This is a genomic window from Variovorax sp. OK212 (assembly GCF_900112425.1).
Lineage (GTDB): Bacteria > Pseudomonadota > Gammaproteobacteria > Burkholderiales > Burkholderiaceae_C > Variovorax.
Map to the genome: position 1 here is coordinate 1 of NZ_FOLP01000024.1, position 14150 is coordinate 14150.

Sequence of the window (14150 nt, forward strand, 5' to 3'; positions counted from 1 at the left end):
GTGTTCGCCCGGCGCATCGTGGGCTGGCGGGTCAGCAGCTCGATGCGCACGGACTTCGTGCTCGATGCTTTGGAGCAAGCGCTGTACGACCGTCAGCCCGAGCGTGACGGCAGCTTGATTTGTCACTCCGATCGCGGCTCGCAATACGTCAGCATCCGGTACACGGAACGACTGGGCGAGGCTGGCATTGAGCCATCAGTGGGCAGTAAAGGCGATTCCTACGACAACGCCCTGGCCGAAACGATCAACGGCCTCTACAAGGCCGAGCTGATCCATCGCCGGGCACCGTGGAAGACCAAGGAGGCGGTGGAGTTCGCCACGCTCGAATGGGTGTCCTGGTTCAACCACCAACGCCTGCTCGAACCCATCGGCTACATCCCGCCTGCAGAAGCTGAGGCAAACTATTACTGGCAACTCGCCAGTCAGACCGCCACGATGGCGGCATGACTTAAACCAACCGGCCTCCATGAAAGCCGGGGCGATTCAACCTTCTTGACGGAAGGTGATTGCCTGGGTCTGCGTAATGCCGGCCGACACCGCTCCACCGACAAGGCCAAAAAACCCCGCAAAAAAGAACAATGAGGTTCGCTTGATAGCTTTCATGGGTAACCCTAAGGTGACTTGAGACTTTTACAATCCGCAAATCTAATGGCTTGGTCTGCCAAGCGGGCCAGTCCCACATCACTCTTCAAAGGAAGAGGCAGGCTGTTCCACGCGCGACAAACTTCTGGTCGCCCTTTGAGCGATGCTTCGCTGTTCAGATAGATACCCAAGAGGTTGGCGTCGTCTGGAGTTAGAAGCCCTTCATCGATATTTTGAGCAGCCGCGTGCAGCGTTAAGAAAAGGCGTGGCGCGAGGTCTGGCTGGGCAACCACCGCTTGAGCGGCGGAAATAACATTTGCGAACGTCCTATCGCGATGGTCAGCCCTATTTACTTTCTGGGTGCCGAGTAGTGCGGCAAGAGCTACTCCGGCCGTACCCAGGGTCAAAAGCGCCGAGACGACCGTTGCGAGGCGTGCCGATTTTTCGTCTCTCAACGAGTTCCACAACGAAGAAAGCCAAGTCATTGAGCTCACCTCAACAATCGCTTGCGAAAGCGCATTGTGGTTCCGAAGTAGGTCTTAAGGCAACCTCTCGTCGTTTGGTGGCGTGTAGTCAGAGATGCCTTGGCCCGTCCGCTCGCACGACTGTGATTCAGTCGTCGGTATGGAGCTGGTTAGAACCGGCGGAGCTCTCACCTGCGACGGCTTGGGCCACGGGCTCTGCGCAAATAGCTCCGCTCAATAGCGCGCATCGAAATTTGCGAACCGCTGGGGGCGCGCTCGGTGGCACCATCGAAGCATGAAACTCCAAAAAGTCATTGGCCTTGCAATCAATGCCTCCGGCCTTGCCGTGCTTGTTGCCGGCGTCATCCAGTAGGCGAGCGCCATTGGCATGTGGTGCTTCCGAACCTGCCGTTCTACCGCTACGCCCAATGCTGTCATGCGCAAAGCCTGATGCTGATGGCCCACGTCAGCTCGTCTGGGCGGGCATCTGCAGCAGTGCGAGATTGAGTCGTTGGATGGGCGTAGCTCAGGTCGCCTCGTTCCTCGGCGGCCGCATAGCGCGTTTTTGCAGAGTTAAATCAATGAGACTAGCGCCAGCCGATGGGCTGGGTGACCGACTCGGGTCTTGCAAATACAAGTTTCGACGGCCCTCATGGAGGACGGACCGCCAGGTTGGGTAGCCCGTAGTACGCGAGGCCCAATGGTGCGAGCCGGTCTGGGTACTCCCAGAAAGCGTTGTCCAATTTTCCGAGCTCGTCGTTTTCCGCCTCTGTGAGCAGCCTCTAGATGTCCTCCATCGACTGCATCCGACGGTCATCCTGCAACCGTTAGACGATGTCACGCTGACGCTGCACGATAGCGAGCGCTTTATGGGCACCGATTTCCCGCAACGCATCCAGCGCAATCTGGCAGGTTGCCTCACCCCAATTCCCGGAGAGTTGGAGAAACCCACCGTTGTTCATGTCAGCTTCTAGCCGCCATAACGCGCATAGGTCTCGCTCGACATGCAAGAGGGCTTCCAGCTTCCAGTCAGATGCTTTGAGGCGCTCCGTCGCCGCGCTGTACGACGCCTCCCAGACCAGGTCGAGGGTGTTTATCATCCCGACCTCGTCGGCCGGCCACAGCGCTGGCCAGCACATACCGCACCCGCTGTCGACAAACACCCATTCCTGCCGCTGCTCGGGCGTCGCTTTCTCCAGCCGGATATGCCCGCGAAAGGGCTAAAGGAGGTAAGCGCCATTGGCGAGCGTCAACTGCAAAGCGTCTTCGTTGAGGTCAACATGCTCGACGCGCAGCGCCGCAACTACCTCGCTCAGTTCGACGGATGGCAAACCCTCACACCTCCGTTGCTGCCAACTCGTCCAAGGTCTTCCCTGCGGCCAACGCCTCTTTCAGCCAACGTGGCTTGGGGCCGAAACCAGACCACGTGTTCCCAGCCTCATCGCGATATGCCGTCGCGGTGCGTTTTTTCGCAGGCGCTGTCTTCGCCTTTTTTGGGGCTTTCTCTGCTTTCGGCGCCTTCGCTGCCTTTGCCAACGCCGACCCGTCTGACGAGGCAAAGTCCTCAAGTGACCTGCCAGCAGCCAGGGCTGCCTTTAACCATTGCGGCCGAGGGCCACGGCCGCCCCATGTGTTGCCAAGGCCGTCGGAGTACGCCGGAGCGCTTTTGCCGCCCGTCTTCAGCGTCTTGGCAGTCGACTTCTGCGACTTACCGCCGTATCCGAGTTGCTCTGCTGTCAGGCCGTAGTGTGCGATTGCTTCCCTGATGCGAGCAACGACGCCATCGACTTCTTGAGCTCGAAGTTCGTCTGCCTGGCGCTGAAGCGCTTCGATTTGCTTCTGGATTTGAGCGTAACTTTTTTGTGCCATTGCAATACCTAGTTTATGTGAGCAAGGCGGACTTTAATCCCATTCGGCGGGTCTCGTGAGTTGACTCTGAACGAATGACGGGCCTCTAATGTTCAGCACCCCCTTTTAGGGCATTTGTGCTGCTCAGGCTTGTTGTGCGCAATGCCTCTGCCTTACGATTGGTTGACAAGGGCCGCCATAGCCGTTCATCCCGGATGTGAGGATATGGACGAGTGCTATCGGGCTTATTGCGTCGCGCATAGTGCCCGGAACAATCAAAGAATGATTCGCCCTGAGGGGCCTGGAGCGGAATGAATGGCAAAGAAAAATAGCGGTAGCACGGCCGCCGCCGTCGGTATTGGGGCGCTCGTGCTCATCGCCGCTGTGCCCAGGGAAGCTTGGATTGTCATCGGCATCATCGTAGTTGTCTGCTTCATCCTCTATGCATTCATGAGGAGCCGCCAGTCAAAAGCCAAAGATGTCCCCGCGTTCAAGCAAGCCTCCTATGGCTCGATACCCGCAGCCGAAGAGCTTGGGCGGCGAAACCGAGTCGTCAAGTCGTTCGAGCGGCCTCCGCGGACCACGGAGCCAAGCGTTGTCGTGGCTCAGCCTGTGGCTAGCAAGGACGAGGAGCCCGTTCGCATCGCGACGGCGCCCGAGAATCGCTCTTTCAGGCTGCCGGACGCCTCCAAGGGCAAAGGTCCCGCGCAGTGGATTCCCGCAGGGCAGGCAGTCACCGTCGACGGGCTGACTATCCCTGGAGGCATGGTCTACGTCGGCGCAACCTTGCGTACCCCGAGCGGCGGAGTTGACCCCAGCCTCATTGACCCCTCCAAACAGGTCGCCAAGTATGGTGATTTCACCCAACGCGCCATGAATGAGATGGGCTACTGGCCGAGCTACTCTGAGATTTCGCCCAACTCGCGGCGCGCATACCTCGAGTGGCTCGCTGGTGGCCGCAGTCACTCGGAGGCCGATATCGGCTTTGTCTTCTTGTTCTTTTATGGCTTGGAGCGGCGCCTTCTTGTCGACGGGAGTAACGATGCAAATCTCTTGGAAGCGGAGCTGCCCGGTATCACGCAAGAGTTGCGCAGGCTGCTTAGCATCTACGGCCGCAAATCCGGCTCGTTCCTGAACTACGCGACGCAACTGCTCGACTGGGCCTCCGTCGTTCGGTACAAGGCAGACCTGTACAACAGCCCCATTCCTGAGTTTTCGAAGGCAATGGAGCTGCCTCTCTATGTGCGGCTCGCACTCGGCCGCGCAGCTCTGGATGGCGTCCCTGTGCCGGCGCACCTCGCGCTCGAATGGGCAAAATTGGACCCCAACAGCAGTCTGCGAACGCCCGCAATTCGCTGCGGCGAGGAGTTCGACAAGCTCTTTGTTCAGAAGTACACGGAATCCTTTGGGGTCGGCTTGGCACTGCCCCGAAATCGAACCAAGCTGCGCTTCGTCTACCGGGCCGCCTCCGCTGGGCTTCGCGGACTAGACCCGACCCTCACTTTTCCCGATGTACCTGATGTCAGTGCGCTGACAGCACCAGTCAAAAAAGTTCAGAAGGTGGTGGAAGATGCCACCAAGGCGCTCGAGTCGTATAGCCGCTATGTCGGCAAGAATCCTGATGCCAAGTCAGCACTGGAGGGGCTCCTGCAGCTGCCGGCGACGCTGTGGCCGCCCGAAGCTCAGCAAGTACTTGCAACACTCAAGGCGCGAATGGGCGAAGGCATGATTGCCCTGTCGTTCCAAGAGCTGCTCACATCGCTTGATGCGAAATCGGCGTTGACGCGCGATAAGACACTTGCACTGGCCCGCGCTCTGGAGTCCCTCAACATCGGAATCGAGCCAGATGTGCTCGGCGGCGCAAAGCTACCCAAGCCGGATGAAAAGGTCGTGTTGTTCTCGGTCCCACCGGGCGAGGAGTTGTCCCGCGCCACGCCCGCGTACCAAGCCGCGGCACTCACGCTTCAACTCGCGTCTGCGGTCGCAACTGCCGACGGGGACTTCAGCGTTGCGGAGATGACGCATCTGCGCACCCAAGTACAGTCCTGGACTCACCTGACGCCCAACCACATCCGTCGCCTCTTAGCGCATCTGCGCCTGCTGATGCTCGCACCGGCTTCGCTCACATCGCTGAAGAAGAAGCTTGAACCCTTGGACGCTGCTGCCAAAGAGGCCGTCGCTGCCTTCATGGCCACCGTCGCCCAGTCGGACGGGGCGGTATCGCCAATGGAGGTCAAGATGCTGGAGAAGGTCTACAAAGCGCTCGGCATCGAACCAAAAAAGGTGTTCTCCGATGTCCATGCTGCGGCGGCAGGGACAAGGCCGGCGCCAGGTGCGGAGAAGGTCGCAACCACTGGATTCAAGCTCGACCCTGCCCGCATCGCCGCGCTCCAGAAGGACACGGAGAAGGTTTCCGCCCTTCTTGCTGGCATCTTCGCGGAGGTGGAAGCTGCGCCTGCTCTGGTTGAAGAGTTGGCCGAAGAGGAGGGAGGAGCGGCTGCGAGCCTGCTCGGCCTCGATGAAGCTCATGCGGCGTTCGCACGTTCTCTCCTGTCTCGCCCCCAATGGACGCGCGCCGAGCTCATGGACCTGGCCGCCGACCTCGAGCTCATGCTGGATGGAGCACTGGAGCGCATCAACGAGGCATCCTTCGATGCCTACGACGCTCCATTTACGGAAGGCGACGACCCCGTCGACATCAACACCGAAGTCTTCGAGAAGATTGCAGCATGACACCTATTCGACCCAAGGACCGCGACGCGGTCATCCAATCCCTGCGCGCGGGTGTCGTCCCGAGGACTGGCCAGCACCTTATCCAGGTGGGCCGTACGCGTGAAAGCGAGACGCTGGTTACCGACATCGACCGCATCGCGGACGGTGGCTCGACCTTCCGGCTAGTCATCGGCGAGTACGGTGCGGGAAAGACGTTTTTTCTGAACCTGGTGCGCGCCGTCGCGATGGAGAAGAAGCTGGTAGTGGCTAGCGCCGACCTGAACCCAGACCGCCGGCTGCACGCGAGTGGCGGCCAGGCTCGCTCCCTCTACGCCGAGCTGATGCGCAACATGGCGACCCGCACCAAGCCGGACGGCGGGGCGCTCGGTGGAATCGTCGAGAAGTTCATCGCTACTGCAAAAACAGAAGCCAAAGCCACCGGCCAGTCGATTGAAGCTGTCATCCGGCAGAAGCTCGACCATCTGACCGAGTTGGTCAACGGGTATGACTTCGCTGACGTCATCGCTGCCTATTGCCGGGGCACCGAAGATGGAAACGAGCAACTCAAGGCTGACGCCATACGATGGTTGCGCGGAGAGTTCTCCACCAAGACCGATGCAAAGCAGGCACTCGGCGTGCGCAGCATTGTTGATGACAGCGCGGTCTACGACCAGTTGAAACTGATGGCTCGGTTCGTCCGGCTGGCAGGGTTCTCGGGCCTCTTCATCTGTCTTGATGAGCTGGTGAACCTCTACAAGCTCGCCAACACGCAGGCGCGCAGCTCGAATTACGAGCAGCTCCTGCGCATGCTGAACGATTCGTTGCAGGGGACAGCCGTCGGGCTCGGCTTCGTGCTTGGAGGAACGCCTGAGTTCCTCCTCGACACTCGGCGGGGGCTCTACAGCTATCCAGCGCTTCAGAGCCGGCTGGCTCAGAACACATTCGCCTCTGGAAATCTTGTGGATTTCAGCGGACCTGTGGTTCGACTGGCGGCCCTTACGCCCGAGGATTTTTATGTCCTGCTCCAGAAGACTCGGCATGTCTACGCCACAGGGGATGAGACCAAGTACCTGTTGCCAGACAACGGCATTGCCAGCTTCATGGAGCACTGCTCCAAACGCATTGGAGACACCTACTTCCGCACGCCGCGCACCACCATCACGTCTTTCGTTAACCTGCTCGCCGTTCTTGAACAGAACCCCGGCACGGCCTGGCAGGACTTGCTGGGGGGAATCGACGTCGCACTGGACATCGGCGGCGCAGGCGACCAGGCCCCGGAAGTCGACAGCGACGATGAGTTCGCCACCTTCAAGCTGTGAAACCAGCGTAGGTAGGCGATAGGCCAATAGCGTGTCATCAGATTCCGCATCATTCAATCTTCTTCACGAAGGCATCCAACGCTTCATCTGGGCCGAGGGCTGGGAATCGCTGCGCGAGGCGCAGGAAGCGGCCATCCCGCTTATCCTAGAGGCGGACCGAGACGTCATCGTTGCTGCGGCGACGGCTTCCGGGAAGACCGAGGCGGCTTTCCTCCCGGCGCTCACTCATATCCTCAAAAGCGACGAGCCTGGGCTCATCGTTTATGTCAGCCCCCTGAAGGCGCTCATCAACGACCAGTTCGGTCGCCTGGACCGCCTCTGTGAGCAGCTGGAAATACCCGTCTGGCCGTGGCACGGAGACATTTCCGCTTCCCTGAAGACGCGGTTCTTAAAAAAGCCTGCGGGTGTGTTGCTTATCACCCCCGAGTCGCTTGAAGCGCTGCTGTGCAATCGGGGCACGTCCGTTGGGGCGGTCTTTCAGCGCGCAGCCTTCTTTGTTGTCGACGAACTCCATGCGTTCATCGGCGAAGAGCGAGGCAAGCAACTCCAGTCGCTGATGCACCGAGTGGACAGGGTGGTTGGCAGAGCCATACCGCGAATCGGGCTGTCCGCCACTCTCGGCGACATGCGGCTGGCAGCCGATTTCCTCCGTCCGGGTAAGGGCGCCGCTGTCGAACTCGTTCAATCTGAGAGTGCAGGAGGAGAGCTCCAAGTGTTGGTGAAGGGCTACGAGGAACCCATGGTTCTACCGCATCCCACCAAAACTGCAGGGGAGGATAGGGGCGAGACTGAGCAGGAATCCAAGGAGCCGACCACACCTGGCCAGATTGCGGCCCACATGTTCAACAGGCTCCGCGGCTCGAACAACCTCGTGTTTCCAAACTCCCGGCGCGAGGTGGAGCGGTACACCCATCTTCTGAATCGGCTATGCGAGCGGCAGAAGGTCCCAAACGAGTTCTGGCCGCACCACGGCAGCCTCTCCAAAGAAATCCGCGCAGAGACTGAGGCCGCGCTCAAGCAGAAGGAGTATCCGGCCACCGCCATCTGTACGAATACGCTCGAACTGGGCATCGACATCGGTGCCGTACAAAGCGTCGCGCAGGTTGGGCCGGCGCCGTCGGTCGCAAGCTTGCGTCAGCGCCTCGGCCGGTCTGGACGTCGCAAAGGTGAGCCCGCCACTCTCTGGGGATATTGCACCGAAGACGAGCTCGGAGGGGCGCAGTCCCTCGAGGCGGACCTCCGGATTGGTACCGTGCAGATGACCGCGATGGTTTCGCTCCTAGCAGAAAATTGGTTCGAACCCCCGAGGACTCAGGGCCGCCACTACTCGACGCTCATTCAGCAGGTGCTCTCAGCCATTGCGCAAACTGGCGGCGCGACCATCGGCCAGTTGTATGCCTTGCTCTGCGCACCTGATGCGCCTTTTTCTGGCATCTCGAAGCAGGAGTTCGCCGGCCTGGTCCGCGAACTGGGCGCACGTGAGCTTCTGATGCAGGACTCATCTGGATTGCTTCTCCATGGTCGGGCCGGAGAGAAGTTCGTCAACCACTACACGTTCTATGCTGCCTTCGCATCAGACGAGGAGTACCGCGTGGTTGCCGGCGGCCGGACGCTTGGGACTATCCCAGTCGACCAGATGCTGGCCATCGGGCAGCGCATTCTCTTCGCAGGAAAGACGTGGCTCGTGCAAGACGTCGACGAGCAGCAGAAGACGATATTCGTGACAAGAGCCGGCGGAGGCGTACCGCCCCTTTTTAGCGGCGGCGGAGGCCGTTGCCATACTGTCGTGCGCCAGCGAATGCGCAAGCTGCTGGAAGGCCAGGAAATGCCCGGGTTTTTGGACCGCCAGGCTAAGCTCTTTCTTGCCGAGGCTCAATCCAACTACGCCAGCCGCAGCTTGGCCGGCGCTTTCATCGTAGACGAAGGTCGTGAGATTCGGCTCTTGACTTGGTTGGGCGACGCAGCAAACGAAGCGCTCGCTTGCATACTGCTTCGACGTGGATTCAAGTCCGCGCCAGCCGGCATTGGGGTTTCTGTCATCAAGGGGCAAGGTACGACCGAAGATGTACTCGACGCGGTTCACGATGCCGCGCTCGATGAGTCTCCACCTCTTGGCGTCCTGCTCGCAGATGTGAAGAACCTGCAGCGTGAGAAGTGGGACTGGGCCCTTCCCGATGACCTACTTCGCCAGGCCTACGCGAGCCTTTATCTAGATATTGATGAGGCCCTTGGGTGGGTGCAAGCGCTGGCCCGGTCGAGGTAAGTGTTGCACGGCTTGACCTCTTGGTACAGCTGGCGCCTTCGGGCAGTAGTATTCGCTTTGCGGGCTGCCCTTAATCGAAAAAGACGGAGGAGAGTATGGGATTTCGATTCATTCACGCAGCGGACATTCATCTAGACAGTCCCCTGCGGGGCCTGAGCTCCTACGAGGCAGCGCCTGTTGAACAGCTGCGAGGCGCGACGCGGGAGGCGCTCAAGCAGCTGGTGACGACGGCGATTGAAGACCAGGTCTCGTTTGTTGTCATTGCTGGCGACCTGTATGACGGGTCATGGAAGGACTACCGCACCGGCATCTTCTTTGCCCAGCAGATGGGGCGGCTCGCCAAAGCCAACATCCGCGCGTACGTCCTCCACGGCAATCACGATGCGGAGAGCGAGATGACGAAATCGCTCAAGATGCCGGACAACGTCCACATCTTCTCTTCGCGCTCGCCTGAGATTCACAAGATTGAGGACCTGAAGGTCGCCCTGCATGGCAGGAGCTTTCCAAACCGTGCCGTCGACGAGAACTTCGCCGCCAGCTACAAGAGCGCAGTCAAGGACTACTACAACATCGGCGTCTTGCACACAGCTTTGGAAGGCTACGCCGAGCACACGACGTACGCACCTTGCACCATAGATGAGCTCCACGCCAAGGGCTACAACTATTGGGCTCTTGGCCACGTCCATGAGTTTCAGCAGTGGGACGGGGCGTCCACCATCGTGTTTCCGGGCAATCTGCAGGGCCGCAACATCCGCGAGACCGGCCGCAAGGGCGCTGTGAGCGTGACGGTCAACGACGCGGGCAAGTCAGTCGTGGAGCGGTTGTATTTGGACGTCCTGCGCTGGGAGGTTCTGAAGGTCGACGTGAGCGACTGCACGACTCTCGACGTTGTGGCGCAGAAAGTCGGGCGAGGGCTGAGCCGATTGCTGGAGCAAAGCAGCGTCTGCCACGCTGTGCGGGTGGTGCTTGAGGGGAGCACACCGCTGCACGGCTTGCTGTTCGGGAACGGTGCTGCGTTGCGAGCCCAGGTCATCGCACAAGCTGCATCTATCGACCCCGAAAGGCTCTGGGTCGAGAAGGTGAAGGTCGCGACGTCAGCGCCTAGCCAGCAACAAGTCGACCCGGAGGCTCGTGAGGCACTGTCCGAGTTGCAGGTCATCCTGACCGAGGCCAAAGCAGACCCTGACTTCCTTGCGCAACTGCAGGAGGAACTCGCACCCTTCTTGAACAAACTCTCTGACGACATCAAACACGACGTACCGCTGCTGTCCCTCGCGCGGGAGCAGCACTTTGGCGACCTGGTCGCCGAGGTCGCGCCCGGCCTGCTTGCTCGCCTGAGCGCGAAGGTGTCTTGATGAGGCTAGCAGAGCTCAATCTACTCGCGTACGGCAAATTCACCGATTGCGCGCGGCAGTTCCCGCGCAGCGAGCACGACTTCCACGTCATCATCGGTCCCAATGAAGCCGGCAAGTCGACGGTGCGCCGCGCCATTCGGGAGCTTCTGTTCGGCATGGAGCGCCAGTCTCCCTTGGGCTTCCTGCATCCACAGAGCGACCTCAAGCTGAAGGCAGTCTTGGAAGCGGGAATCGGTAACCTGGAATTCATTCGCACCAAGCAGCAGAAGTCGCTGCGTTCCTTGGCAGATGAGCCCCTGTCTGATGGCTATCTGGCCGCGGCGTTAGGCAGCCTGACCGAGGAAGCCTTCATCCACCTGCACTCCTTGGACCACACGGCGCTGGTCAAAGGTGGGCGCGGCATCGTTGACCCGAGCACCTCGGTCAGTCAAATGCTATTTCAGGCCGCCTCGGGGCTCGAAAGCTTCGCGGCCGTGCGAGACACCTTGCGCGAGCGCTCCGCGGAGCTCTTCACCGCCCGTGGCAAGAAGAACGAGTACGGTGCGGCCAACGAACGTCTTGCCCTCGCCCAGAAGATGCTCAAAGAGGTTCAGGTGCGGTCAAAGGATTGGGTCCAAGCGAGCGAGGCACTGGATAACGCTCGCAGTGCGCTGAGCACGGAGCGCGCAAGGCGCGCAGAGCTCGAGCAGCTGCGCTCAGCGTGGGAGCGTTCAAGACGCTTGGGGTCGCGCATCGAACAGTACGACGAGCTGCTGCAGGAACTCGCCGGCCTGGGCGAGACGCTTGCTTTCGCCGCAAATGCCAGGGCGACGCTGGAGCAAGGAATCACGGAGCTGACCATGGCGGCGGGCATCACGCAGACGCGTGAAACCGACGTTCATGCTAGGCAAGAAGAGCTCACGGCCCTGGAGCTCGACGAGACGGTGACGGAGTTGGCCGCAGAAGTTATGCAGCTCGCGCAGCTTTGCGGTCAATGCGTCAAGTACCCGACGGACGTCGCCTCTCGCAAGAACGAGGTGCAGTTGTGGCTTCGCGAGGCACTTGCTCATGCCAAGCAGTTCGGGTGGGGGGAGGGCGAAGAGGAGATTCGCTTGCGGGTGCCGCAGGACAAGGTCCTTCGCACGCTGGAGTCTCTGCTCAAGGAACGAGGCGGGCTGATTGAGGCGGAGCGAGGCGCCATTGAAACGCAAAACAGGCAGCAGCAGGCTCTGGACTCAGTCAACCAGAAGCTACAGGACCTGGGTGATTCTTACTACGACCCAGCCGTGGAAGTCGCCCTGGACCACGCGCTTCCATACAAGTCCAGTGCGGCCAAGGAGCGAACGCTGCGAGCGGCAGTGGAGTCTGCCACGACGAAGCTCGGCAACGCGCTTACCGCCTTTGGGCGGGGAACACTGGATATCGAAAAACTGCGTCAGCTGCAGCTGCCATCGCGCGAGCGAATTACCAGCATCAAAGCGGCGCGGCAAGAGATTGCTTCGCATCTGTCACTGCGCAAGTCGCGTGCTGAGGAGTCACAGCTGTCGGCACAGGCGCTTGGGCTGCAAGTCAGCCAGTTTGAGGCAAGCAACAAGGTCGTGACAGCCCCAGAGGTGGGCGTCGCGCGGAGGGAGCGCGACAGCGTTTGGGGTGACATCAAGGCCGGCGCACTCGCAGTTGCAGACGGTGCGCCCCGCCTCGACGCGAACCTGCGACTTGCTGACGAACTAGCGGATGCGCGAACCTTGTCCGAATCCGCCGCTGCTAGTCTGCAGGGGTTGCGGGACCAGCATCAGGCGGCAAAGGAGCAAGCCGAGTCGCACGCAAAACTGGCGGAAGACAAGCGGCGCGAACTCGACGCGTTTGATGCCACGTGGACCGCGCAAACGACCCAGTGGGGTATCGACGACGTCGAGCTTGAGGACACGCACGACTGGCTCGCCAAGCGCGACGCAGTTCTTGCTGCAGCCGACGAGCTGCAAGGTAAGGAGAGCGAGCTTCGGCTGGAGCAGGGTGCTGCAATAGACGCCGGTAAGGCACTTGCCGGTGCGATGGCGAATGCAAGAATCGAGGTCGCGCAAGACACAGTTTTGGCGCAGATGGCCGCGAGAGCAGAGGAGTACGTCGAAGTGGCGAAGGCACAGCGTGTGACCAAGCAAGGACTGCAGCAGCAGCACGCCGATGCCAAGGGGACGCTGGAGCAGGCAAAGCAGGCGATGACCTCCAAAACCGAAGCCGTTACCCAGTGGAACAGGCGATGGTCGGCAGCGCTGGCTGCGGCCAATCTCCAAGTCACTGACACAGCAGAAGTAGAAGCTGCAATTTACGCCGGACGTGAGATTCGCCAGCTCGTGGCGAAGGTCGACGACCACCGTGTCAGCCGCATTGACATGATGGAAGCCGAGCTTGAGTTGCTGGGAAACACTGCCCGTGAACTTGCCCAGGAGCTGGCTCCAGAATTGCTGCAGGGCAAGCCTCAGGAAATCAGCCAGACGCTCACCACACGCCTGCAACGTGCGCGGGCGCAAGCCGACAAGCACGCTTCAGCGACCACCGCGCTGAACGAAGCGCAGCGGCATTTGAAGGAAGCGAAGGCCAGGGCTGAACTCGTGAAGAAGACGATGGGGCCGGTGCTGCAACTGGCTCTAGTTGAGGACCCTTCGCTCGCAATCCCCTTGGTTGAAAAGGCAGACCGCAGGAGGCACCTGCAGCAGGAGGCTCACTCAGCGAAGCTTGCCCTTGAGCGCGACAGCGACGCCTTGAGCCTGGATAAGCTGCGGTTCGAGCTTCAAGAGCATCCGCCGGTTGAAGCGCCCGGAAAAATTCAGGAAATCAAGGACCGGCTTGAAGAGTCCGACCGGGTCATGACGCAACTTGTGCAGGCCGAAGTGACTGCCAAGCAGGCGTTAGAGGGCATTGACGGCAGCGAGAAGGCGGCAGTCGCCGAGGCGCAGCGCCAAGAAGCTATCGCCGACATGAGCACTGCAGGGGAGGAATACGTGCAACTGGCCACGGCAAGCACACTGCTGAAGTGGGCAGTGGACCGCTATCGTGACCGCAAGCAGGGCCCCCTCCTCGAGCGCGCAAGCTCAATCTTTGAGTCCCTGACCATCGGTTCGTTCCGAAAGCTTCGCATCGACTATGACCAGACGCCACCCGCGCTGCTCGCTTATCGGTCCGAGGGTGCGCCGGTCAAGGTAGAAGGCTTAAGCGACGGCACACGAGACCAGCTGTTCCTCGCATTGCGGATTGCTGCGCTGGAGCTTCAATCCGAGCAGGGTGAACCAGTTCCTTTCATTGCAGACGACTTGTTCATCAACTTCGATGACGAGCGCTCCAGAGCGGGCCTAAAAGCGCTTTGGAATCTATCGACGAAGACCCAGGTCATCTTCCTCAGCCATCAGGAACACTTGCTGCCGGTCGTCGAGAGCCTCTTCTCGCAAGTGAATGTCCTGCGGCTCGAAGCAGGTGAGGCGTTTGCCTATGCGCGGTCGACGTTGGCTGGTTGAGAAGGATGGCTGGCGGCAAGGCTCGCCATCAGCTCCTTCGCGATGAAATCGGCTGGCTGGATTTCGTCGCCGGAGCGGGTGCGCTCGTTGTCAACATGCTTCTGGTGCTTCCGGCCTCT

The 14150-nt window shown here is 60.4% G+C and carries 9 protein-coding genes; 6 read left to right on the forward strand and 3 right to left on the reverse strand.

What is annotated here, in order from left to right; translation table 11 throughout:
* On the forward strand, positions 1-447 hold a 447-nt coding region (locus BM004_RS35165), incomplete at its 5' end, for a DDE-type integrase/transposase/recombinase (RefSeq protein ID WP_143120475.1).
* A 164-nt stretch (positions 448-611) separates the two neighbouring features.
* On the opposite strand, the gene BM004_RS41015 is transcribed toward BM004_RS35165, so the two are convergent.
* The 3 genes from BM004_RS41015 to BM004_RS35175 form a co-directional block, all read right to left on the reverse strand.
* On the reverse strand, positions 612-1067 hold the full coding sequence (locus BM004_RS41015) for a hypothetical protein (protein WP_143072605.1): 456 nt from the start codon (positions 1065-1067) through the stop codon (positions 612-614).
* 806 nt (positions 1068-1873) lie between these two features.
* The gene (locus BM004_RS35170; RefSeq protein ID WP_177206710.1) at positions 1874-2146 is read right to left on the reverse strand and encodes a DMP19 family protein; all 273 of its coding nucleotides are present in this window, start codon (positions 2144-2146) and stop codon (positions 1874-1876) included.
* Positions 2147-2381: 235 nt separating this feature from the next.
* Positions 2382-2915 carry an H-NS family nucleoid-associated regulatory protein gene (locus BM004_RS35175; protein WP_093220632.1) on the reverse strand — a complete coding sequence of 178 codons (534 nt, stop codon included), beginning with the start codon at positions 2913-2915 and terminating at the stop codon, positions 2382-2384.
* 294 nt (positions 2916-3209) lie between these two features.
* Between BM004_RS35175 and BM004_RS35180 the strand changes: the two genes are divergently transcribed.
* The 5 genes from BM004_RS35180 to BM004_RS35200 all read left to right on the forward strand — a co-directional run bounded on the left by BM004_RS35180 (position 3210) and on the right by BM004_RS35200 (position 14031).
* Positions 3210-5627 carry a tellurite resistance TerB family protein gene (locus tag BM004_RS35180; RefSeq protein ID WP_093220635.1) on the forward strand — a complete coding sequence of 806 codons (2418 nt, stop codon included), beginning with the start codon at positions 3210-3212 and terminating at the stop codon, positions 5625-5627.
* Complete coding sequence (locus BM004_RS35185) at positions 5624-6925, forward strand: ATP-binding protein (RefSeq protein WP_093220637.1); 1302 nt, start codon at positions 5624-5626, stop codon at positions 6923-6925. Before BM004_RS35180 ends, BM004_RS35185 begins: the two co-directional genes overlap by 4 nt.
* A gap of 31 nt (positions 6926-6956) precedes the next feature.
* Positions 6957-9188, forward strand: a complete 2232-nt coding sequence (locus BM004_RS35190) for a DEAD/DEAH box helicase (protein WP_093220640.1) — start codon at positions 6957-6959, stop codon at positions 9186-9188.
* 95 nt (positions 9189-9283) lie between these two features.
* Entirely contained in the window at positions 9284-10543 is a 1260-nt protein-coding gene (locus BM004_RS35195) for a metallophosphoesterase family protein (protein ID WP_093220642.1), read from the forward strand.
* Positions 10543-14031: an ATP-binding protein gene (locus BM004_RS35200; protein WP_093220645.1), complete on the forward strand. Its 3489-nt coding sequence runs from the start codon at positions 10543-10545 to the stop codon at positions 14029-14031. The genes BM004_RS35195 and BM004_RS35200 overlap by 1 nt, the downstream gene beginning before the upstream one ends.
* Positions 14032-14150 lie beyond the last annotated feature (119 nt).